Annotated in this window: 22 protein-coding genes; 18 read left to right on the top strand and 4 right to left on the bottom strand. The window is 68.4% G+C overall.

Going from position 1 to position 22917, the window contains the following annotated elements:
• Nucleotides 1–7: 7 nt before the first annotated feature.
• Nucleotides 8–652, bottom strand: coding sequence for a hypothetical protein (locus QZM67_RS19890; RefSeq protein ID WP_043191369.1), 645 nt, complete (start codon nt 650–652; stop codon nt 8–10).
• A gap of 246 nt (nt 653–898) precedes the next feature.
• On the opposite strand from QZM67_RS19890, the gene mpl reads away from it, so the two are divergent.
• The 18 genes from mpl to QZM67_RS19800 all read left to right on the top strand — a co-directional run bounded on the left by mpl (nt 899) and on the right by QZM67_RS19800 (nt 20761).
• Nucleotides 899–2284, top strand: a complete 1386-nt coding sequence (gene mpl, locus QZM67_RS19885; protein ID WP_175021554.1) for a UDP-N-acetylmuramate:L-alanyl-gamma-D-glutamyl-meso-diaminopimelate ligase — start codon at nt 899–901, stop codon at nt 2282–2284.
• Entirely contained in the window at nt 2281–2850 is a 570-nt protein-coding gene (locus QZM67_RS19880) for a YqiA/YcfP family alpha/beta fold hydrolase (protein ID WP_175021555.1), read from the top strand. Before mpl ends, QZM67_RS19880 begins: the two co-directional genes overlap by 4 nt.
• A gap of 80 nt (nt 2851–2930) precedes the next feature.
• On the top strand, nt 2931–5018 hold the full coding sequence (locus tag QZM67_RS19875; protein ID WP_301806030.1) for a ribonuclease catalytic domain-containing protein: 2088 nt from the start codon (nt 2931–2933) through the stop codon (nt 5016–5018).
• Nucleotides 5015–5881, top strand: coding sequence for a shikimate dehydrogenase (gene aroE / locus QZM67_RS19870; protein ID WP_175021557.1), 867 nt, complete (start codon nt 5015–5017; stop codon nt 5879–5881). Before QZM67_RS19875 ends, aroE begins: the two co-directional genes overlap by 4 nt.
• 14 nt (nt 5882–5895) lie before the next feature.
• Entirely contained in the window at nt 5896–6633 is a 738-nt protein-coding gene (gene mtgA, locus QZM67_RS19865; RefSeq protein ID WP_301806029.1) for a monofunctional biosynthetic peptidoglycan transglycosylase, read from the top strand.
• 437 nt (nt 6634–7070) lie between these two features.
• Nucleotides 7071–8681 (top strand): S10 family peptidase, encoded by a 1611-nt coding sequence (locus QZM67_RS19860; RefSeq protein ID WP_175021559.1) that lies wholly within the window; start codon nt 7071–7073, stop codon nt 8679–8681.
• 82 nt (nt 8682–8763) lie between these two features.
• Complete coding sequence (locus QZM67_RS19855; RefSeq protein ID WP_301806026.1) at nt 8764–9162, top strand: EF-hand domain-containing protein; 399 nt, start codon at nt 8764–8766, stop codon at nt 9160–9162.
• Between the two features lie 351 nt (nt 9163–9513).
• Nucleotides 9514–10413 (top strand): IclR family transcriptional regulator, encoded by a 900-nt coding sequence (locus QZM67_RS19850; protein ID WP_175021561.1) that lies wholly within the window; start codon nt 9514–9516, stop codon nt 10411–10413.
• Nucleotides 10410–11435 carry a 2-dehydro-3-deoxygalactonokinase gene (locus QZM67_RS19845; RefSeq protein WP_301806023.1) on the top strand — a complete coding sequence of 342 codons (1026 nt, stop codon included), beginning with the start codon at nt 10410–10412 and terminating at the stop codon, nt 11433–11435. The genes QZM67_RS19850 and QZM67_RS19845 overlap by 4 nt, the downstream gene beginning before the upstream one ends.
• A gap of 22 nt (nt 11436–11457) precedes the next feature.
• On the top strand, nt 11458–12135 hold the full coding sequence (locus QZM67_RS19840) for a 2-dehydro-3-deoxy-6-phosphogalactonate aldolase (protein WP_043191348.1): 678 nt from the start codon (nt 11458–11460) through the stop codon (nt 12133–12135).
• Nucleotides 12135–12914, top strand: coding sequence for an SDR family oxidoreductase (locus QZM67_RS19835; RefSeq protein WP_301806100.1), 780 nt, complete (start codon nt 12135–12137; stop codon nt 12912–12914). The genes QZM67_RS19840 and QZM67_RS19835 overlap by 1 nt, the downstream gene beginning before the upstream one ends.
• Before the next feature lie 102 nt (nt 12915–13016).
• Entirely contained in the window at nt 13017–14012 is a 996-nt protein-coding gene (locus QZM67_RS19830; RefSeq protein WP_043191343.1) for an arabinose ABC transporter substrate-binding protein, read from the top strand.
• 67 nt (nt 14013–14079) lie between these two features.
• The gene (gene araG, locus QZM67_RS19825) at nt 14080–15591 is read left to right on the top strand and encodes an L-arabinose ABC transporter ATP-binding protein AraG (protein ID WP_089449879.1); all 1512 of its coding nucleotides are present in this window, start codon (nt 14080–14082) and stop codon (nt 15589–15591) included.
• 70 nt (nt 15592–15661) lie between these two features.
• Nucleotides 15662–16678 carry an L-arabinose ABC transporter permease AraH gene (gene araH / locus QZM67_RS19820; protein WP_175021564.1) on the top strand — a complete coding sequence of 339 codons (1017 nt, stop codon included), beginning with the start codon at nt 15662–15664 and terminating at the stop codon, nt 16676–16678.
• 23 nt (nt 16679–16701) lie between these two features.
• Nucleotides 16702–17508, top strand: coding sequence for an SDR family NAD(P)-dependent oxidoreductase (locus QZM67_RS19815; RefSeq protein WP_301806018.1), 807 nt, complete (start codon nt 16702–16704; stop codon nt 17506–17508).
• A 49-nt stretch (nt 17509–17557) separates the two neighbouring features.
• Nucleotides 17558–18619, top strand: coding sequence for an aldose 1-epimerase (locus tag QZM67_RS19810; protein WP_301806015.1), 1062 nt, complete (start codon nt 17558–17560; stop codon nt 18617–18619).
• Between the two features lie 39 nt (nt 18620–18658).
• Nucleotides 18659–19486 carry an orotidine-5'-phosphate decarboxylase gene (gene pyrF, locus QZM67_RS19805; RefSeq protein ID WP_047899773.1) on the top strand — a complete coding sequence of 276 codons (828 nt, stop codon included), beginning with the start codon at nt 18659–18661 and terminating at the stop codon, nt 19484–19486.
• 216 nt (nt 19487–19702) lie between these two features.
• Entirely contained in the window at nt 19703–20761 is a 1059-nt protein-coding gene (locus QZM67_RS19800) for a haloacid dehalogenase-like hydrolase (protein ID WP_301806009.1), read from the top strand.
• 43 nt (nt 20762–20804) lie between these two features.
• On the opposite strand, the gene QZM67_RS19795 is transcribed toward QZM67_RS19800, so the two are convergent.
• From QZM67_RS19795 to thiL, 3 genes are read right to left on the bottom strand one after another with little or no spacing between them, the layout of a single operon-like run.
• Entirely contained in the window at nt 20805–21305 is a 501-nt protein-coding gene (locus QZM67_RS19795; RefSeq protein ID WP_034186407.1) for a CinA family protein, read from the bottom strand.
• A gap of 31 nt (nt 21306–21336) precedes the next feature.
• A complete protein-coding gene (locus QZM67_RS19790; RefSeq protein WP_301806006.1) occupies nt 21337–21870 on the bottom strand; it encodes a phosphatidylglycerophosphatase A in 534 nt (177 codons plus the stop codon).
• Nucleotides 21860–22858: a thiamine-phosphate kinase gene (thiL, locus tag QZM67_RS19785; protein WP_301806003.1), complete on the bottom strand. Its 999-nt coding sequence runs from the start codon at nt 22856–22858 to the stop codon at nt 21860–21862. The genes QZM67_RS19790 and thiL overlap by 11 nt, the downstream gene beginning before the upstream one ends.
• Nucleotides 22859–22917 lie beyond the last annotated feature (59 nt).

The raw sequence follows: 22917 nt of genomic DNA, 5'->3' as shown, positions 1-22917 counted from the left end.
CGTTGAATCATTCCGGTTCGGAAGGGGCCTTGCCTGCTTCGACGAGCGCGCGCAGCGCGGCGGCATCCGCCCGGGCGACCCGGCCGCGCGCGTCGGCCTTGACCGCGCCGCGCAGGTCGTCGCTCGCATAGAGCGCGAGGTGGATGCCGATTGCATCGACGTCGCGTCGCGGGCGCCACAGGAAACTGAGCGTCTCGACATCGGCGCGGCCCGCGAAGTGCCGCGTCTCGGATACGTCGTACTGGACGTTCTGGTTCAGCAGGTAGATCGCGACGTCCTTCGGGTTGTCGGTGAATGCCTGCAAATGAATATCCGAATGCGCGTTCGCGGTGCCGTTCAGCACGGCACCCGTCACATAAGGATGGAACTCGGCGAGCCGGCGCATCCAGTCGAGCGCGACTTCGCGCAGGCGGCGCAGTTCGTCCGGCTGCGTGTCGCTCTGGAACAGGGCGAGGTACTCGCGCAGTTCTTCCTCGATCTGGTCGTTATCCGGCAGCCATTCGCCGGCAACGCGCGTGTCGCCCAGCAACTGGCGCGCGGCCTTGCGTTTCGCGCCGGCATAGTCCAGGCCGTCCTCCGCAATCAGGCGGGCGGCGGATTGGGCGATTTCCTCGCGGACGCGCCGCGGGTCGAGAAGGGTTTTGCGAGACATGATCCGGCAATCATACTCGATCGCCGCAGGGCCCGAGCGCGGGTGCGGCGGCCTGCCGCCCGGCGTGCCGGCGCCGTTCGCGCGCAGCGTTCGGGCCGCCGGGCACGGCAGGCCGTCAGTTACAATACTGTTCTTTGTGTCGCGGCAAAGGCCGTTGGCCGGGCGCCGGCCGCACGGCCCGTCCGGTGCGCCGCACACACATCCTTTCCGAATCGACGGCGCCCGGCGGCGCGAAAGCATTCATCTATGCACATCCACATTCTTGGCATCTGCGGCACCTTCATGGGCGGTCTCGCCGTACTCGCGCGCGAGGCGGGCCACACGGTGACGGGTTGCGACGCGGGCGTCTATCCGCCGATGAGCACGCAGCTCGAGGCGCAGGGCATCACGCTGATCGAGGGCTACGGCGCCGAGCAGATCGACCTGAAACCGGACCTGTTCGTGATCGGCAACGTCGTCACGCGCGGCAATCCGCTGATGGAGGCGATCCTCGATCGCGGCCTGCCGTACGTGTCGGGCCCGCAGTGGCTCGGCGAGCACGTGCTTGCCGGCAAGTGGGTGCTCGCGGTCGCGGGCACGCACGGCAAGACGACCACGTCGTCGATGCTCGCGTGGCTGCTGGAAGACTCGGGCCTGAATCCGGGTTTCCTGATCGGCGGCGTGCCGCTGAACTTCGGCGTGTCGGCGCGGCTCACCGATTCGAGCTTCTTCGTGATCGAGGCCGACGAATACGATACGGCGTTCTTCGACAAGCGCTCGAAGTTCGTCCATTACCGGCCGCGCACCGCGGTGCTGAACAACCTTGAATTCGATCACGCCGACATCTTCCCGGATCTCGCCGCGATCGAGACGCAATTCCATCATCTCGTGCGTACCGTGCCCGGTGTCGGCCGGATCGTCACGAATGGCCGCTCGGACGCGCTCGAGCGCGTGCTGGCGCGCGGCTGCTGGAGCGAGGTCGAGCGCTTTGGCGTCGACGGCGGCTGGCAGGCGCTGCCGGCCGAGGACGGCGTGCCGGTCGACGAGCGCTTCGCGGTGTATTCGCACGCGGAACGCGTCGGCGAAGTCGCGTGGCAGGTGCAGGGCGATCACAACCGGATGAACGCGCTCGCGGCGATCGCGGCCGCGCGCCATGTCGGCGTGCCGCCCGCGCAGGCCGCCGCCTCCCTCGCATCGTTCCGCAACGTGAAGCGCCGCATGGAAGTGCGCGGCAGCGTCGACGGCGTGACCGTCTACGACGACTTCGCGCACCATCCGACCGCGATCGACACCACGATCGCCGGCCTTCGTGCGCGCATCGGCCGCCAGAATGCCCGCATCCTCGCCGTGCTCGAGCCGCGCTCGAACACGATGAAGCTCGGCGTGATGAAGTCGCAACTGCCGGCGAGTCTGGCAGACGCCGATCTCGTGTTCGGCTACGGCGCGCCGACCGGGCGCGACGCGCTCGGCTGGAACCTGGCCGAGGCGCTGGCGCCGCTCGGCGACAAGGCGCACGCGTTCGACGATCTGCACCTGCTGGTGAAGTCCGTCGTCGCAGCCGCCCGCCCGGGCGACCACGTGCTCGTGATGAGCAACGGCGGCTTCGGCGGCGTGCACCAGAAGCTGCTCGATGCGCTCGGGAGCCGCACGTGATCCTGTATCTGCATGGCTTCCGGTCGTCGCCGGAATCGCAGAAGTCGCGCCAGCTCGCCGCGCGCATGGCCGAGCTCGGCCGCACCGACGAGTGGCGGTGCCCGTCGCTGTCGGTGTCGCCGCTCGAAGCGATCGCGGTCGCGGAAGCCGAGGTGGCCGGCGCGCGCGACGTGACCGTCGTTGGCAGCTCGCTCGGCGGCTATTACGCCACCTGGCTGGCCGAAAAGCACGGCTGGAAGGCCGTGCTGCTGAATCCGGCCATCGTGCCGCAGCGCGATCTCGAGCAGCATCTGGGCGAACAGCCGCTGTACCACGGCGGCGGCACGATCGTCGTCGAGCGTCGTCATCTGCATGAACTCGATGCGTTGCGCGTGCCGGCGATCACGCGTGCCGAACGCTACTATCTGTTCGCGGCGACCGGTGACGAAGTGCTCGATTACCGCGAGATGCTCGCGCATTACCCGGGCGCGAATACGCGCGTGATCGAAGGCAGCGATCACGGGATTAGCGAATTTGCCGACTATGTCGACGACGTTCTCGCTTTTTGCGACGGAAAGACGTCTTAAACCGGCCACGTGCCGATCGAATTCCCATCATCATGCGGCGCCGCCGACGCGGCGCCCGGCAGTCTGAACGAGAGTACTGAGTGAACGTTTTCTTCGAGGAATCGGGCAGTTTCAAGGCGGGCAGCGTGCTGTCGCGCCAGGGCGACGCGTTTCAGGTCGAGTTGCCCGGCGGGCGGCGGGCGAAGGTGCGCGCGAAAGACGTGCTGATCGAATTCGACAAGCCGGCCGCAAGCGAACTGATGCAGGAGGCCGACACGGCCGCGCAGCAGATCGACCTGGATTTCCTGTGGGAATGCGCGCCGGCCGACGAGTTCGCGTATACGGCGCTGGCCGCCGAATACTTCGGCGCGACGTACGGCCCGGTGGAGCGTGCGGCGCTGGTGCTGCGATTGCACGGTTCGCCCGTCTACTTCCGCCGCAAGGGGCGCGGCCAGTACCAGCGCGCGCCGGAAGAGCAGCTCAAGATGGCGCTCGCGTCGCTCGAGCGCAAGCGCCAGCAGGCGCTCGTCCAGGTGCAGTACGAAGAGGAACTGAAGGCCGGCAAGCTGCCGGACGCGTTCGTGGGCAAGGTGCTCGGGCTGCTGACGCGGCCGGACAAGAACGCGATCGAATACAAGGCGATGGAAGCGGCAGCCGGTGCGCGCGGCGTGTCGCCGGCGCGGCTGATGCTCGACTGCGGCGGCATCGCGTCGCCGCGTGCGCTGCACGAGGCGCGCTTCCTCGCGGAGTTCTTCCCGCACGGCACGGGCTTCCCGGCCGTCACGGTCGGCGCGCTGCCGGACGATCTGCCGCGCGCGGACGTGCAGGCGTTCTCGATCGACGACATCACGACGACCGAAATCGACGACGCGTTCTCGGTCGAGCACCTGTCCGACGGCCGTGTGCGGATCGGCGTGCACATCGCGGCGCCGGCGCTCGGCATCGTGCGCGGCGACGCGGTCGATGCGATCGCGCGCACGCGCCTGTCGACCGTCTATATGCCGGGCGACAAGATCACGATGCTGCCGGACGACGTCGTCGACGTGTTCACGCTGAAAGAGGGCGATTACCGCCCGGCGCTGTCGCTGTACATCATCGTCAACCGCGAAACCCAGGAGATCGTCGCGAACGAGACGCGCGCCGAGCTCGTGTTCGTGAAGAACAACCTGCGGCACAACCACCTCGACGAGCTCGTCAACGAAGAGACGCTCGCGGCAGGCACCGGCGACTATCCGCACAAGGACGACATCGCCGTGCTGTGGCCGCTCGCGCAGGCGCTGTTCGAGAAGCGCCAGGTCGCGCGCGCGGGCTACGGCCTGAAGCGCGAAGTGCAGCGCAACACCGACTACAACTTCTACGTCGAAGGCGAGCATGTGTCGATCACGCCGCGCCGTCGCGGGTCGCCGCTCGACCTGATCGTGTCGGAGCTCGCGATTCTCGCGAACTCGACCTGGGGCGCGTTCCTGCACGACCACACGGTGCCGGGGATCTACCGCTCGCAGCGCGGCTTCGGCGCGCCGGGCCCGAAGCGCACGCGGATGCAGACGACGGCCGCGCCGCACGAAGGCCTCGGGGTGGCGCAGTACGCGTGGAGCACGTCGCCGCTGCGCCGCTACGTCGACCTCGTGAACCAGTGGCAACTGCTCGCGTGCGTTCAGCATGGCGTCACCGCGAAGCTCGCCGCGCCGTTCAAGCCGAAGGACGCCGACCTGTACGCAGTCGTGCAGGGCTTCGACGACACCTATACGGCCTACGCCGACTACCAGCGGCGGATGGAGTATTTCTGGTGCCTGCGCTGGCTCGCGCAGGAGCAGAAGAAGCACGTCGTCGCGAGCGTCGTGAAGGGCGATCTCGTGCGCCTCGAGGAAATTCCGCTGCTGCTGCACGTGCCGGGGCTCGGCGTGCATGCGCGCGGCACGCGCGTGCTGCTCGACGTGATGTCGCTCGACGAGCTGACGATCGAGGCATCGGTGCGGCTGCTGAACGTGCTCGACGCGCCGACCGTGACGAGTGGCGACGCGGCCGAGGAAGAGGATGACGCCGAAGGCGGCGACGACACGCTGATCGACGCCGAAGACGCGACGGCCGAAGCCGAGGCGGAAGCGCTGGCGGAAGCGGACGGCGCGGCGGCCGGTGAAGGCGGCGAAGCCGCGGGCGGCAACGCCAGCGAAGAGGGGCGCGCATCATGACGGCAGCTGTGTCGACGAGCGGCGCCGACCGCTATGTCGTATTCGGCAACCCGGTGGCGCACAGCAAGTCGCCGTTCATCCACACGCAGTTCGCCGCGCAGACGGGTGAGCCGGTCGAATACGCGCACCGGCTCGCGCCCGTCGACGGTTTCGAGGCGGCTGTGCGGGCATTCGTCGCCGAAGGCGGGCGCGGCGCGAACGTGACGGTGCCGTTCAAGCTCGAAGCGCATGCACTCGCCGACACGCTGTCGCCGCGTGCGGCGGCGGCGGGCGCGGTGAATACGCTACGCATCGACGCCGACGGCCGCATCCACGGTGACAACACCGACGGCGTCGGCCTCGTGCGCGACATCGAAGCGAATCTCGGCGTGTCGCTGGCAGGCGCACGCATCCTGCTGCTCGGCGCGGGCGGCGCGGCACGCGGTGTCGTGCTGCCGCTGCTCGACCGTGCGCCGCTGTCGATCACGATCGTGAACCGTACCGCGAGCAAGGCCGAGGCGCTCGTCGGCCAGTTCATGCAGGCCGCGCACGATGCGGGCTGCACGCTCGCGGGCGGCGGCCCCGACGTGGTGCGTGCGGAGCCGTACGACGTGGTGATCAACGCGACGGCCGGCAGCCTCGATGCCGCCCTGCCGGCGTGCGACGCGGCGGCATTCGGCGCGGGCACGCTCGCGTACGACATGATGTACGGCGCGCAGCCGACGGTGTTCATGCAGCATGCGGCATCGCTCGGCGCACGCACGGCCGACGGGCTCGGGATGCTCGTCGAGCAGGCGGCCGAATCGTTCTTCATCTGGCGCGGTGTGCGGCCGGACGGCGCACCGGTGCTGGCCGCGCTGCGCCAGGCGCTCGCGGCGAGCTGAACGGAGCGCGGCACGTGGTAGCGGTGAGCGACACGCAGCACACGCGGACGGTGAGCCCGGCCCGCTGGATCGTCTATGCGGGATCGGTGTTCGCGGGTGCATGGTTCGCGACGCAACTGTTCTATCTCGCGCAGATCGCGTTGTGGTCGTTCGTGAACCCGGGCTCGACCGCGTTCATGCGTACCGACGCGTGGTGGCTGTCGCGCGACAAGCCACCCGCGCAGATCCAGCATCAATGGGTGCCGTACGACCAGATCTCGCGCAACCTGAAGCGCGCACTGATCGCGTCGGAAGACTCGACCTTCGCGACCAACAACGGCTACGACGTCGACGCGATCCTGCAGGCGTGGGAGAAGAACAAGGCGCGCGGCCGGATCGTCGCGGGCGGCTCGACGATCACGCAGCAGCTCGCGCGCAACCTGTTCCTGTCGCGCGAGAAGAGCTACATCCGCAAGGGGCAGGAGCTCATCATCACGTGGATGCTCGAAACGGTGCTCGACAAGGAGCGGATCTTCGAGATCTACCTCAATTCCGTCGAGTGGGGCCGCGGCGTGTACGGCGCCGAGGCGGCCGCACGCTATTACTACCGAATTCCCGCGAGCCGGCTCGGCGCGTGGCAGTCGGCGCGCCTCGCGGTGATGCTCCCGAAGCCGCGCTGGTTCGACGCACATCGCGGCTCGGCGTACCAGGCGCAGCGTGCGGCAGTCATTGCCCGCCGGATGGGCGCGGCCGCGCTGCCGCAATCGGAGTGAACGGCGCGCTCGCGCCATCGCATTGACCGTTTCGCCGTCCGTGCGCCGCGCGTGGGTCGTTGGTGCGCCGCAGCGCAATCGTGTCGCGCGCATTTCGGGTCACATCCTTTAGACGAATTCGTCTATTTCGTTTTGCTGAGCAATCTCGGACGCCATGCGATTTTGTTGGTCGATATGGCACGAAATTCAGGAATTTTTAGTCTTCCAGGCTAAACGCGAAAGCCCGTGAAAGGTATGTGAAATGCAACGTTTCGCGAACCGAAGCAATCCTGAAAGGTGTGCGCCGCACCGGTCGTCCGCCAAATATTTCAAAATTTTTCAAAGCTGACGGGCTCGCGTATATTGGCCAGCGCCTCGGCTTATCGGCCGCATTCGAGGCGGGGGGCGGCTTATCCGGCTGCTCGACACAAAAAACATCCGAGAGAAGGAACGCAACGATGCCAGCGAGCAAAGCGAAGCTGTTGTTGGGAGTGGTGTTTTCTTCGCTGATTCTGACGGCCTGCAACGACGACGTGACCTCGTCCGCTGCTGCCAGCGCCGACAATTCAGCCGATCCCGCCAGTCAGGTGGACAGGGCGTACAACGATCCGAACAGTTATTCGTCGAGCGCGAACGCGTCGCTCGACGCCTCCGCCGCGGTTGAAAAGGCCGCCGTCACGCATCACCAGATCACACTCAACGGCAAGACGATCCGCTACACGGCCACGGCCGGCCACCTCGTCGCGCGCAATCCGCAGACCGGCGCGCCCGAAGCATCGTTCTTCTACGTCGCCTATACGGCCGACAACCAGCCCGCGGCGAAGCGGCCCGTCACGTTCCTGTACAACGGCGGCCCCGGCTCGGCATCGGTGTGGCTGCATCTCGGCTCGTTCGGCCCGCGCCGGATCCAGACGGGCGACCCGAACGCGAACACGTCGACGTTCCCGTTCGTCGACAACCAGGAAAGCCTGCTCGACACGACCGACCTCGTGTTCGTCGATGCGATCGGCACCGGCTTCTCCGAAGCGGTCGCGCCGAACACGAACCAGACGTTCTGGGGCGTCGACCAGGACGGCGGCGCGTTCCGCGATTTCGTGACGCGCTACATCGCCGTGAACCAGCGCAACGATTCGCCGAAATACCTGTTCGGCGAGTCGTACGGCACGCCGCGCACCGACGTGCTCGCGAACCTGCTCGAGACGGCCGGCGTGAAGCTCGACGGCATCGTGCTGCAGTCGTCGATCCTGAACTACAACGTGAACTGCGACATGGCGAGCGACTACATCGGCAACTCGAACAACGGGTCGAGCCCGGTGAGTTGCGCGGGCTTCGTGCCGTCGTATGGCACCGTCGGCGCGTACTACCAGCTCGACAACCCGAACCCGTCGAGCCTGCCGTCGTATGCGGACCAGATGCGCCTGCTGACGGCCGGCAGCTATGCGCCTGCCGTGAACGCGTACCTGGCGAGCCATACGCCGCCGCCGCCGACCCTCGTCACGACGATGGTGAATTCGACCGGCGTGAAGCAGTCGCAGTGGAATGCGGACTTCAACGTGATCCCGACCTTCTTCGACAACAGCTTCCAGCTGTCGCTGATCCCGGGCACGCTGATCGGCCGCTACGACGCGCGCGTGAACGTGCCGGTGTCGAGCCCGCTCGCGTCGGGCGGCGACCCGTCGAGCACGTACATCACGCAGCCGTTCACCGACACGATCGGCAAGTACCTGCCGAACGAGCTGAAGTACACCGCGCAGTCGGCGTATTCGTTGAGCAGCAACGCGATCAACACGTGGGACTGGACGCACGACGGCCTCGCGATGCCTGACACGATCCCCGATCTCGCCGCGGCGCTGTCGCTGAATCCGCAGCTGAAGGTGCTGTCGCTGAACGGGTACCACGACATCGCGACGCCGTTCTACCAGACCGAGCTCGACCTCGCGCGGCTCGGGACGCAACCGAACCTGACGATCAAGGACTATCAGGGCGGACACATGGTCTATCTCGACGACACGTCGCGTCCGCAGGAGAAAGCCGACCTCGTGACCTTCTACAACGCGGCCGCGCACTGATGCGATGCGCAGGGCAGGCGACGTGCGTCCGCAACGGCGCCGCGCCTGCCGTCGACGACCTCATTCCAGACTGGAGCCTGATATGAAGAATCGTTTCATTGTCGTTGCCGTGGCGCTCGCCTGTGTCGGCGCCGCAGCATCCGTATCCGCGTTCGCGCAGGCGAGCGACGCCGCCGCACCGGTGCGTGCGCGCCAGGCGCAGCTCGGCGATCCGTATGTGCCGCCGGCCGCGCGCAGGCCGACCGCCGGCACGCAGACGACAGGCGCCGCGCTGCATGCGCAGGTGGTGCGCAAGCTCGCGCGGCAGTTCAGCGCGGCCGACACGCAGAACACGGGTTCGCTCACCGAGTCGCAGGCACGCGCGGCCGGCCTCGGCTATGTCGCGAACCACTTCCGCCAGATCGACTCGGGCGGCAACGGCCGCGTGTCGTTCGCGGACGTCCAGCGCTACATGCAGGCACGCAGTACGAGCCAGCAGTAAGCGCGGCGCGCGGTGAGCAAACGGGGGCGGAACCTGCGGCACGGCGGGTTCCGCCCCCGTGCACATGGCGCCTCCGTTACGTCGTGTACGTGGCGGATTCGCGCCGAATTCTCATTATCTGGGCAACGCATTCAAATATTGGAGACGAGTGCGTGCGCTCCTACAATCCGAAGCACATCGACAGCTTCGGACCCACGCATCGCGCGGCGCCCGTCGCACACGGAGACACCTTCCATGAAGTTCGCCGGGCGCTTTACTCGGTGCATCGACCGCCGCCTCGCCGCGATGCCGGACGCCGTTCCGGCATCGTACGAACGGCTTCACCGGTTCCGTTGAAGAAGCCCGCTCCCCATGACCAAGATGCCCGACTCACTTGCCCTCGACGCCCGGCGCGCGCCGCCGGACGATGCGTCGCTGACCGACAGCATCGGCGCGACCAGCACGCCGCTCGATCTTGCTGCCCAGCAGGCCGGTACGCAGACGCTGCTGCGCGGTCTTGCGATCCTCGAGGCGATTGCGAACGGCGCGCGCGACATGCGCGCGATCGGCGCCGCGCTCGGCACGACGCGCAGCACTACGCACCGCCTCGTCAGCAGCCTCGTGCAGGCGCGCTACCTGCGCCAGGTGCAGGGCGGCTACCTGCTCGGCCCGAAGTTGATCGAGCTCGGCACGATCGCGCTCGAGCAGATGCCGCTTACCGCGGTCGCGCGCCCGCACCTCGAAGCGCTCGCGGAAGCGACGCTCGACACGATCCATCTCGGCGTGCGCGACGGCGACGACGTGCTGTACATCGACAAGATTCCCGGCACGCGCGGCCTCGAGATGCGCTCGCGCGTCGGCCACCGGATGCCGCTCGCGTCGACCGGCATCGGCAAGGCGATGATGCTCGACACCGATCCCGACACGTGGCGCTCGCTGTTCGAAGCCGCCCGGCGTGCACTCGCGGGCGTCAATTTCAAGCCGGACAACCGGCCCGAGACGAGCGCGTTCCTGCAGCGCATGGCGCATTACGCAGCCGGCGGCTACACGTTCGATCTCGAGGAGAACGAGGCGTCGATCCGCTGCGTGGCCGCGCCGATCCGCGACGCCTCGGGCGCGATCGTCGCGGCCGTGTCGGTGGCGAGCACGATTCCGTACATGCCGCACGACCGGATGGACGAACTGATTCCGCTCGTGCAGCGCGAAGCGCGAGCCATTTCCGCGGAACTGGGCTGGAGCCCGCCGCAGGGTACCCGCAGGATCAAACGATGACGACTTCGACCCGGCCCGTTCCGGATGCCAGCTCCGCCACCCCGTCGCTGATCGCGCTCGACTGGGGTACGACGTCGCTGCGCGCTTACCTGTACGACGCGCACGGCGCGCTCATCGACACGCGCAGCCGTGCGGCGGGCGTGATGCATGTGCCCGGCGGCGGCGCGCGCGCATTCGACGCGGTGTTCGAGGAAGCGTGCGGCGACTGGCTCGATCGCACCCCCGGCCTGCCGGTGCTCGCCGCCGGGATGGTCGGCAGCGCACAGGGCTGGCGCGAGGCGCCGTACGTCGCGGTGCCGGCCGGCGCCGACGCGCTCGTCGCGGGCCTCATCACGGTGACGACGGCGCGCGGCACGACGATCTCGATCGTGCCGGGCGTCATCGCCACGGGCGAATTGCCCGACGTGATGCGCGGCGAAGAAACGCAGATATTCGGTGCACTCGCGGGCGATCCCATGCTTGGCACCGATCGTTCAGGGGTACTGATCGGCTTGCCGGGAACCCATGCGAAATGGGCGTGGGTGAGGGACGGGCTGATCGAGCGCTTCCAGACTTTCATGACGGGCGAGCTGTTCGCGGTGCTGCGCGACCACACGATCCTCGGCCGCACGATGCGCGCCGGTGCGTCGCCCGATCGCGCCGCATTCGTGCGCGGCGTCTCGGTCGCGCGCGGCGCGCGGCACACCGGGCTGCTCGCGACGATCTTCAGTACGCGCACGCTTGGCCTGACCGACCGGCTCGCGCCCGATGCGCAAGGCGACTACCTGTCCGGCCTGCTGATCGGCCATGAGCTCAACGCGCTCGACGCAATGCTCGCGGAGCGCGGCATCGCGCTCGCGGACCAGCCGCTGCTGCTGATCGGCGACGACGGTCTGTGTGCGCGCTACGTCGATGCGCTCCAGGAATTCGGCCACCCGCACGCACGCGTCGTCGCGCATGCGACCGAGCGTGGCCTGTGGCGGATCGCATCGCGCGCTGGGCTCGTGCGCGCGGATGGCGAGCCCGTCTGCGCTGACCAATGAACCGTTTGCAGAGGAACCTTCGATGCCGTCCGACCTGACCTTGCCCGCGCCTTACGCGCCCCACACCGCGCTGATGCGCGCGTTCGACGCGTGCCCGCTGATCGCGATCATGCGCGGGATCACGCCCGCCGAAGCGGCCGACCACGGCCATGCGCTCTACGAAGCCGGCTTCCGGATCGTCGAGGTGCCGCTCAACTCGCCGGATCCGTTCGACAGCATCGCGGCGCTGCGCCGTGCGTTGCCCGACGACGCGATCGTCGGCGCGGGTACCGTGCTGCGCGCCGAGTATGTCGACCGCGTGCAGGACGCGGGCGGCGCGCTGATCGTGATGCCGCACAGCGACGCGGCGGTGATCCGCCGTGCACGCGAGCGCGGCCTCGCGAGCGCCCCGGGCGTCGCGACGCCGACCGAAGCGTTCGCGGCGCTTACGAATGGCGCCGACGTGCTGAAGATGTTCCCGGCCGAGCAGCTCGGCGTGCCGGTCGTGAAGGCATGGCGCGCGGTGATCGACCGCGCAGTGCCGCTGATTCCGGTCGGCGGCATCTCGCCCGACAACATGGAGCCGTTCCTCAGCGCCGGCGCGAACGGTTTCGGGCTCGGCTCGGCCTTGTACCGCCCCGGCCAGTCGGCCGATGCGACCGCGGCAAACGCGCGCGCGTTCCAGGCCGGGTTGCGCGTCGCGCGCGGCGGAGCCGCATGATGAACCGCCTCGCGGGCAAGGTCGCGATGGTGACGGGCGCGGGCCGGGGCATCGGCGCCGCGATCGCCCGCGCGTTCGTTCGCGAGGGCGCGGCCGTCGCGCTCGTCGATCTCGACTTCCCGCAGGCGCAGCGCACGGCGGCCGGGATTGCGCACGACATTGCCGGCGCGCGCGTGCTGCCGCTGCTGGCGGACGTCGCGCGGCAGGATGCGGTACGCGATGCGCTGGCGCAGACCGAGGCGGCGTTCGGCCCGCTCGACGTGCTGGTGAACAACGCGGGCATCAACGTGTTCGCCGATCCGCTGACGATGACCGACGACGACTGGCGCCGCTGCTTCGCGGTCGACCTCGACGGCGTGTGGCACGGCTGCCGCGCGGCGCTGGAGGGGATGGTCGAACGCGGTCGCGGCAGCATCGTGAACATCGCGTCGACGCATGCGTTCAGGATCATCCCGGGCTGCTTTCCGTACCCGGTCGCGAAGCACGGCGTGCTGGGCCTCACGCGTGCGCTCGGCATCGAATACGCGGCGCGCAACGTGCGCGTGAATGCGATCGCACCGGGCTACATCGAGACGCAGCTCACGCGCGACTGGTGGGACGCGCAGCCCGATCCGGCCGCTGCGCGCGCAGAAACGCTCGCGCTGCAGCCGATGAAGCGGATCGGCCGGCCGGAGGAGGTCGCGATGACGGCCGTGTTCCTGGCGTCCGACGAGGCGCCGTTCATCAATGCCGCGTGCATCACCGTCGATGGCGGGCGCGCGGCGCTGTATCACGACTGACGCAACGATTCGAAAGACCGCACGTGCGACGGCCGCGCGCACGCTGCGTCGAAACCAACAAGCGGCTGCATCCTGTTCGATGAAGACAAGGAGACACTGGAGATGAAACGCAGAACGTTCGTAACGCTGGCTGCCGCGGCCGCCGTGGTGATCGGGAGCCCCGTCGTGCACGCGGCCGATCCGGTCAAGATCGGTTTCCTCGTGAAGCAGCCGGAAGAGCCGTGGTTCCAGGACGAGTGGAAGTTCGCCGAAATGGCGGCGAAGGACAAGGGCTTCACGCTCGTGAAGATCGGTGCGCCGTCCGGCGAAAAGGTGATGAGCGCGATCGACAACCTGTCCGCGCAGAAGGCGCAGGGCTTCATCATCTGCACGCCGGACGTGAAGCTCGGGCCGGGCATCGTCGCGAAGGCGAAGTCGCATAACCTGAAGATGATGACGGTCGACGACCGCCTCGTCGACGGCGCGGGCAAGCCGATCGAGTCGGTCCCGCACATGGGGATCTCCGCGTACAACATCGGCAAGCAGGTCGGCGACGGCATCGCGGCCGAGATCAAGAAACGCGGCTGGGACATGAAGGACGTCGGCGCGATCGACATCACCTACGAGCAGCTGCCGACCGCGCACGACCGCACGAGCGGCGCGACCGACGCGCTGGTGGCCGCCGGCTTCCCGAAGGCGAACGTGATCGCGGCGCCGCAGGCGAAGACCGACACGGAAAACGCGTTCAACGCGGCAAACATCGCACTCACGAAGAACCCGCAGTTCAAGCACTGGGTTGCGTACGGCCTGAACGACGAGGCCGTGCTCGGCGCGGTGCGCGCGGCCGAAGGGCGCGGCTTCAAGGCGGACAACATGATCGGTATCGGCATCGGCGGTTCCGATTCGGCGCTGAACGAGTTCAAGAAGCCGCAGCCGACGGGCTTCTACGGCACCGTGATCATCAGCCCGAAGCGCCACGGCGAGGAAACCTCGGACCTGATGTACACGTGGATCACGCAGGGCAAGGCACCGCCGGCGCTGACGCTGACGACCGGCATGCTCGCGACGCGCGACAACGTGTCGAAGGTGCGCGAGGAGATGGGGCTCGCGTCGAAGTAAGCGGCCCGCCGGCTGCCGCGGCGATGCGGCGGCCGGCGGTCGATCGATCCGGAAGTGGGGAGACGACGTGTCAGCGGCACTGCGTTTTGACAATATCGGCAAGGTCTTTCCCGGCGTGCGCGCACTCGACGGCATCTCGTTCGACGTGCATGCGGGCGAGGTGCATGGCCTGATGGGCGAGAACGGCGCGGGCAAGTCGACGCTGCTGAAGATTCTCGGCGGCGAATACCAGCCCGATGCGGGCAGCGTGCTGGTCGACGGCCAGCCCGTGCAGTTCGCGAATGCGGCCGCGTCGATCGCGGCCGGCATCGCGGTGATCCACCAGGAGCTGCAGTACGTGCCCGACCTGACGGTCGCGGAAAACCTGCTGCTCGGCCGTCTGCCGAATGCGTTCGGCTGGGTGCGCAAGCGCGAGGCGAAGCGCTACGTGCGCGAGCGGCTCGCCGCGATGGGCGTCGACCTCGATCCCGACGCGAAACTCGGGCGGCTGTCGATCGCGCAGCGGCAGATGGTCGAGATCTGCAAGGCGCTGATGCGCAATGCGCGCGTGATTGCGCTCGACGAGCCGACGAGTTCGCTGTCGCATCGCGAGACCGAGGTGCTGTTCAAGCTCGTCGACGACCTGCGCGCGCAGGGCCGCGCGCTGATCTACATCTCGCACCGGATGGACGAGATCTACCGGCTGTGCGATGCGTGCACGATCTTCCGCGACGGGCGCAAGATCGCGTCGCACGAATCGCTGGCCGACGTGCCGCGCGAACGGCTCGTCGCCGAGATGGTCGGGCGCGAGATTTCGGATATCTATCATTACGCGCCGCGCACGCTCGGTGACGTGCGGTTCTCCGCCGAAGGTGTCGACGGCCATGCACTGCGCGAACCCGCCAGCTTCTCGGTGCGCGCAGGCGAGATCGTCGGCTTCTTCGGGCTCGTCGGAGCGGGCCGCAGCGAGCTGATGCGGCTCGTGTACGGCGCGGATCACCGGCGCGCGGGCGTGCTGACGCTCGACGGTGCGCGCATCGACGTGAAGCGCACCGGCGACGCGATTCGCCACGGCATCGTGTTGTGCCCCGAGGATCGCAAGGAAGAGGGGATCATCGCGATCGCGTCGGTCGCGGAGAACATCAACATCAGCTGCCGCCGCCACTCGCTGCGTGCGGGGCTCTTCATCAACCGCAAGGCCGAAAGCGAAACGGCCGACCGCTTCATTCAGCGGCTGAAGATCAAGACGCCGAACCGGCGGCAGAAGATCCGCTTCCTGTCGGGCGGCAACCAGCAGAAGGCGATCCTGTCGCGCTGGCTCGCGGAGCCCGACCTGAAGGTCGTGATTCTCGACGAACCGACGCGCGGCATCGACGTCGGCGCGAAGCACGAGATCTACGACGTGATCTACCGGCTCGCGGAACGCGGCTGCGCGATCGTGATGGTGTCGTCGGAGTTGCCGGAAGTGCTCGGCGTGTCCGACCGCATCGTCGTGATGCGCGAAGGCCGGATCGCGGGCGAGCTGCCGCGCGACCAGGCGAACGAGCACGCGGTGCTGAGCCTGGCGCTGCCGCAGACGAGCGCCGTCGAGGCGGCCTGACACGGAACACGACAATCGAATCGGACACGCGCGGCGCGGGCCGTGCGATGCAGGAGCAGGAGACACCATCATGCAAGTCAACGAAAACCTTGGCAGCGCCGCCGTGAAGCCGTCGGCCGACGCGCTGGTGCCGCAGCAGAGCGACCGCCGGAAGTGGTGGCAGCATCTGACCGAATACAGCCTGATCGCGATCTTCGCGGTGATGTTCATCACGATGTCGCTGACCGTCGATCACTTCTTCTCGATCGACAACATGCTCGGCCTCGCGCTGTCGATCTCGCAGATCGGCATGGTCGCGTGCACGATGATGTTCTGTCTCGCATCGCGCGACTTCGACCTGTCGATCGGCTCGACCGTTGCGTTCTCGGGCGTGCTGTGCGCGATGGTGCTGAACGCGACCGACAACACGTTCGTCGCGATCATTGCGGCGGTCGCGGCCGGCGCCGCGATCGGCTTCGTGAATGGCGCGGTGATCGCGTACCTGCGTATCAATGCGCTGATCACGACGCTCGCGACAATGGAGATCGTGCGCGGGCTCGGCTTCATCGTGTCGAAGGGGCAGGCGGTCGGCGTGTCGTCGGATACCTTCATCGCGCTCGGCGGGCTGTCGCTGTTCGGCGTGTCGCTGCCGATCTGGGTCACGCTGCTGTGCTTCATCGCGTTCGGCGTGCTGCTGAACCAGACGGTATACGGCCGCAACACGCTCGCGATCGGCGGCAACCCGGAAGCGTCGCGGCTCGCGGGGATCAACGTCGAACGCACGCGCGTGTACATCTTCCTGATCCAGGGCGCGGTGACGGCGCTCGCCGGCGTGATCCTCGCGTCGCGCATCACGTCGGGCCAGCCGAATGCCGCGCAGGGCTTCGAGCTGAACGTGATTTCCGCGTGCGTGCTCGGCGGCGTGTCGCTGATGGGCGGCCGTGCGACGATCTCGGGCGTCGTGATCGGCGTGCTGATCATGGGCACCGTCGAGAACGTGATGAACCTGCTGAACATCGACGCGTTCTACCAGTACCTCGTGCGCGGCGCGATCCTGCTCGCGGCCGTGCTGCTCGACCAGCTGAAGAACCGCGGCGTCCGCGACTGACCGCTTTCACGGAGACGATTCGCATGACACTCGACACTTCCGCGCAGGACCCGAACCACGCGCGCCATGCGCGCTATCCGAGCCTCGAGGATCGCGCGGTGCTGATCACGGGCGGCGCGACCGGCATCGGTGCGTCGTTCGTCGAACACTTCGCCGAGCAGGGCGCGCGCGTCGCGTTCGTCGATCTCGACGCGGCGGCCGGTGCCGCGTTGGCGGAACGCCTCGCGCACGTGCCGAACGTGCGTCACGCGCCGCTGTTCATCCAGTGCGACCTGACCGACATCGACGCGCTGCGCCATGCGATCGACGCGATCCGCGCGCGCATCGGCGCGATCGCGGTGCTCGTGAACAACGCGGCGAACGACGCGCGCCATGCGATCGGCGACGTGACGCCCGAGTCGTTCGACGCGGGCATCGCGGTGAACCTGCGTCATCAGTTCTTCGCCGCGCAGGCGGTGATCGACGACATGAAGCAGCAGGGGGGCGGCGCGATCGTCAATCTCGGCTCGATCAGCTGGATGCTGAAGAACGGCGGCTATCCCGTGTACACGATGGCGAAGGCCGCCGTGCAGGGGCTCACGCGCGGGCTCGCGCGCGACCTCGGCCCGTTCGGCATCCGCGTGAATTCGCTGGTGCCCGGCTGGGTGATGACCGACAAGCAGCGCCGGTTGTGGCTCGACGACGCAGGCCGCGCGGCGATCAAGGCCGGCCAGTGCCTCGATGCCGAGCTGTTGCCCGCCGATCTTGCGCGGATGGCGCTGTTCCTCGCGGCCGACGACAGCCGGATGATCACCGCGCAGGACGTGATCGTCGACGGCGGCTGGGCCTGACCGTTCGCACGACCCGCATCGTTTCTTCGACGAAGGAAAGGAGTTCATCATGACCGCCACGTCCTCGCGCGCATCGTCGTCCACCAGCCAGTCGCGCCGTGCGCGCCTCGCCGCCGCCGCGCAGCCGGTCAGCCCCGGCCCGCAGACGGCGGCCTTCGCGCAGGGCGTCGGCGCCGCGCATGCGGCGGCCGTCACGCTGTCGAACGCGTCGCTGCGGCTCGACGTGCTGCCGCATCTGGGCGGCGGCATCGCGCGCTTCGACTGGCGCGGCGACAACGGCGCGCTGATGCCGGTGTTTCGCCGCTGCGAGCAGCCGGAGGCGGCGACCGATCCGAACGAGCTCGCGTGCTATCCGCTGCTGCCGTACTCGAACCGGATCGGCGGCGCGCGGTTCGAATGCGACGGACGCAGCGTCGCGGTGCCGCGCAACCGACGCGACGAGCCGCTGCCGATCCACGGCGACGGCTGGCTTGCGCCGTGGCAGGTGGACGATGCGACCGGCACGTCGCTGCAGCTGTCGCTCGATCGCACCGCCGGCGCGCCCTATGCGTTCCGCGCGATCCAGTCGTTCGAGCTCGACGATGCGACGCTGTCGATCGCGCTGACGATCGAGAATGCGGGGCGCGCGCGGCTGCCGTTCGGGCTCGGCGTGCATCCGTTCCTGGTGCGCGATGCCGTGACCGAGCTGGCCGCGGCGGCCGGCGGGTTGTGGCTGTCGGGCGCCGATTTCCTGCCGGTGCGGCACGTGAGCGTGCCGCCGGCCTGGCAGTTCGGCGTCGCGTATCCGCTGCCGGCCGCGCTCGTCAATCATGCGTTCACCGGCTGGGGCGGCCACGCGACGGTGAGCTGGCCGCGCCGCGGACTGTCGCTGACAGTGGCGGCCGACGCCGACGCGTACGTGCTCTATACGCCGCCCGGCAAGGATTTCTTCTGCTTCGAGCCGGTCGATCATCCGATCAATGCGGTGAACCTGCCGGGCGGCGCGGCCGCGCACGGGATGACGCTGCTCGCGCCGGGCGAGCGGCTCACGCGGCGTTTTTCGTTCACCGTCGAGCGTGCCGATGCGCGTAGCGACGCCGCTTCGCGCGAAGGACGCCGGCGACGCGGGTAAAATACGCGGTCTACCAACGGTTTGCCGCGAGTATCCGCCATGTCTTCCCCGCTTACTTTCATCGAATCGCTGCGCGCCGCGTGGCAGCGCACGAATTCGCTGCTGTGCGTCGGCCTCGATCCCGAGCCGTCGCGCTTTCCCGTGCAGTTCGACGGCCAGCCCGACGCGATCTTCGAATTCTGCCGGCAGATCGTCGACGCGACCGCGCAGTATGCGAGCGCGTTCAAGCCGCAGATCGCGTACTTCGCCGCGCACCGCGCGGAAGATCAGCTCGAGCGCCTGATCGCGCACATCCACCTCCAGCACCCGGGCCTGCCCGTGATCCTCGACGCGAAGCGCGGCGACATCGGCAGCACGGCCGAGCAGTACGCGCGCGAAGCGTTCGAGCGCTATCGCGCGGACGCCGTCACGGTGAACCCGTACATGGGTTACGACTCGGTCGAGCCGTACTTCGAGCACGAAGGCAAGGGCGTGATCGTGCTGTGCCGCACGTCGAACCCGGGCGGTTCCGACCTGCAGTTCCTCGACACGAACGGCCGGCCGCTGTACCAGGTCGTCGCCGATCTCGCGGCGAACAAGTGGAACGCGAAGAACGGCCAGCTCGGCCTCGTGGTCGGCGCGACGTTCCCGAAGGAAATCGAGATCGTGCGCGGGATCGTCGGCGACATGCCGCTCCTGATTCCCGGCATCGGCGCGCAGGGCGGCGACGTGCAGGCAACCGTCAACGCGGGCCGCACGGCCGACGGCACCGGCATGATGATCAACTCGTCGCGCGCGATCCTGTACGCGAGCAACGGCGAGGATTTCGCCGAAGCGGCGGCGCTCGCCGCGCAGAAGACCCGCGACACGATCAACGCGCATCGTTGATGTCGCGCCGGCCGCCTTCCCGGGCGGCCGGTTCCGGCCGGCCCGCGCGCGCGGGCCCGGGCTGTTTCCCTCGCTGTTCCCGCCTTTCCGCCCGCCCCGCACTGGCGCACGCGGACAACTTCCCGTCGCTTCCGTACCGCATGCCCGCAATTTAGTCGCGCGATGCTCCCGCTTGTCATCGATCCGTAACGAAAATGTCAAGAAAGGAGCGACGCCATGCCCAAGCTGTCCCGACGTCTTCTGAGCGCGCTAGCCGCATCGCTGTGCATGAGCTTCGCCCATGCGGCGGATCTCTCGCACTGGCCGGCCGACAGCGCGAAGGCGCTGAACGAGATGATCGCCGCGCATGCGCACCGCGGCGACTACGCGGTGTTCGACGCCGACAACACGACCTACCGCTACGACCTCGAGGAGTCGCTGCTGCCGTACCTCGAGCACCGCGGCGTGCTGACGCGCGACACGCTCGACCCGTCGCTGAAGCTGATCCCGTTCAAGGATTCCGCCGACTACCAGGAATCGCTGACGAGCTATTACTACCGGCTGTGCGAGATCGACGACCTGGTCTGCTACCCGTGGATCGCGCAGGCGTTCGCCGGGCAGTCGCTGGCCGACCTGAAGCGCCACGTCGACGCGATGCTCGCCGACGGCAAGCCGATCCCGATCCGCTACTGGCAGGGCGACAAGGTAGTCGACGGCACGGTGAACCCGCCGCGCTTCTTCCGCGGGATGCAGGAGCTGTACAACGCGCTGCGCGAGAACGGCATCGAGGTCTACGTGATGACGGCCGCGCACGAGGAGCTCGCGCGGCTCGTGCTGTCCGACCCGAAGTACGGCTACAACGTGAAGCCGCAGAACGTGATCGGCGTGACGACGCTGCTGCGCAACCCGGCGACCGGCGCGCTGACCACATCGCGGCTGCAGATCAAGGCCGGCAAGTACGACGAGGCCGCGAACCGCGGCCTGGTGATCACGCCGTTCCTGATGAACCCGATGACTTGGTACGAAGGCAAGCTCGGCTCGATCGTCGGCTGGATCGACCAGTGGAAGAAACCGGTGCTCGTCGCGGGCGACACGCCGACGTCCGACGGCTACATGCTGCTGAACGCGACCGATATCGCGCGCGGCGGCGTGCGCGTGTGGGTGAACAAGAAGGACAAGCAGATGGCGCAGATTCGCGCGTGGTCGGATGAATCGGCCGCGCAGCAGAAGTCGCTCGGCCTGCCGGTGACGGCGGACAAGAACTGGATCGTCGTGAAGCCCGACGCGATCCAGTAAGCAGCAAGCGACGACGAGGGCGCCGCGGGCGCCCGTCGATCGATCAGCCCTCGCGCTCGTCGAGCAGCTTCAGCAGCCCGCGCAGCGCATGCGCGGCCGCCTGCGTGCGGATCTGTTCGCGGTCGCCCTTGAACACGAGCGTCTCGACGTCGGTATGCAGCCGGTTGCTCCAGCCGAACGACACGGTGCCGACCGGCTTCTTCTCGCTGCCGCCGGCCGGGCCCGCGATGCCGGTGACGGACAGCGCGACCTGCGCGCGGCTGTTGCGCAGCGCGCCTTCGGCCATCGCGCGCGCGACGGGCTCGCTGACTGCGCCGTGCTTGTCGATCAGGTCGGGCGGCACGCCGATCATCTCGATCTTGGCCTGGTTCGAGTACGTGACGAAGCCGCGCTCGAACCACTGGCTGCTGCCGGAGATGTCGGTGATCGCCGCGGCGATCATGCCGCCGGTGCAGGATTCGGCGGTGGCGAGCGTCAGGTGCTCGTCACGCAGCTTGTTGCCTGCGCGGATCGCAAGCTGGTGGACGACGGAATCGGTTGGCATGCGCGTCGGGAAACGGGAGTCGGGAAATCGGTCAGCCGACGACGGAGCGCCACAGGGCGATCACGAGCAGCGTCATGAACGCGGCAACCAGGTCGTCGACCATGATGCCGAGCCCGCCTTTCAGGCGGCGGTCGAAATAGCGGATCGGCGGCGGCTTGAGCATGTCGAAGAAGCGGAACGCGACGAACGCCCACAGCTGGCCGACGAAGGTCGCGGGCGTGACGAACAGCATCACGAGCCAGATCGCGACGATCTCGTCCCAGACGACGGCGCCCGGATCGGACGACCCCATCTTCTTCGCGGTGAAACCGGTGAGCCACGTGCCGGCCACGAAGCCGGCCGCGATCAGCGCCCACCATTCGGGCACCGTCAGGTAGCGGTTGAGCACGACGAACGTGAGCCAGCCGAACAGCGAGCCGAACGTGCCGGGCATGAGCGGCGCAAGCCCGCTGCCGAAGCCGAGCGACACGATATGCGCCGGATGCGACAGCATGAAGCGCGCGGTCGGGCGCGGCGCGGCGCCGGGCTCGGTCGCCTGCGGTGCGGGCGTCGGGTCAGTCTGCATGGAAGTGGTCGAAACCGTGCAACGTGAGAGCCAGGGGCGCGCCGGCGGCGTCGCGCCACGCGATCGCGGGCCGCTCCGACGGCGCGGACAAGCCGCGTATTGTACCGATTCGCGTGACCGCCACGCCGGCCTTCGCGCCGGCCGCCTCGACTGCTGCGCGGGCCGCGGCGGGCGCGGTAAAGCACAGCTCGTAGTCGTCGCCGCCGGCGAGCGTGCAGCGTCGCTGTACGTCGGGCGGCAGCGTCGCGAGCGCGGCCGAACGCGGCACCGCGTCGGCGTCGATCTCGGCAAGCACGTTCGAGCGCGTCAGGATGTGCTGCAGGTCGCCGGCGAGGCCGTCCGAGATGTCGAGCGCCGCGTGCGCGACGCCCGCGAGCGCGAGGCCGAGCGCGATGCGCGGTTCCGGGCGCTCGAGCGCCTGCCGGAATGCGGCCGCTTCGTTCGCGCCGGCCGTCCATTCGCCGCGGGCGACGCCGAGCCCCGCGCGCGCATCGCCGAGCGTGCCGGACACCCAGACGTCGTCGCCGTCGCGCGCGGCGTCGCGACGCAGCGCCGCGTCGGGCGCGACTTCGCCGAATACGGTCACGCACAGGTTCAGCGGGCCGCTCGTCGTGTCGCCGCCGATCAGCTCGCAGCCGTACCGTTCGGCGAGCGCGAACAGCCCGTTGCTGAACGCTTCCAGCCACGCCGCGTCGGCACGCGGCAGCGCGCACGCGAGCGTGAAGGCACGCGGTTCGGCGCCCATGGCGGCGAGGTCGGACAGGTTGACCGCGAGCGTCTTGTGGCCGAGCGCGTCGGGCGCGACGTCGGGGAAGAAGTGGCGGCCCTCCACCAGCATGTCCGTCGAAATGGCCAGCAATTTCCCGGATCGGGGCGTGATCAATGCGCAATCGTCGCCGATGCCGAGCGTCGACGCACGTGCGCCTTGCGCGGCGCGGCGCGTGAAGAAGCGTTCGATCAGCGAAAACTCGGAGAGGGCGGCTGGCACGGCGGGCGGATCCGAAACGATTGAAGGAACGGCATTGTACGAGGCGAACGGCGGCGTTC

The sequence above is a fragment of the Burkholderia sp. AU45251 genome (genome assembly GCF_030482905.1).
In the GTDB taxonomy this organism is placed as follows: Bacteria; Pseudomonadota; Gammaproteobacteria; order Burkholderiales; family Burkholderiaceae; genus Burkholderia; species Burkholderia aenigmatica.
This window is presented reverse-complemented; position numbering and strand designations above follow the sequence as displayed.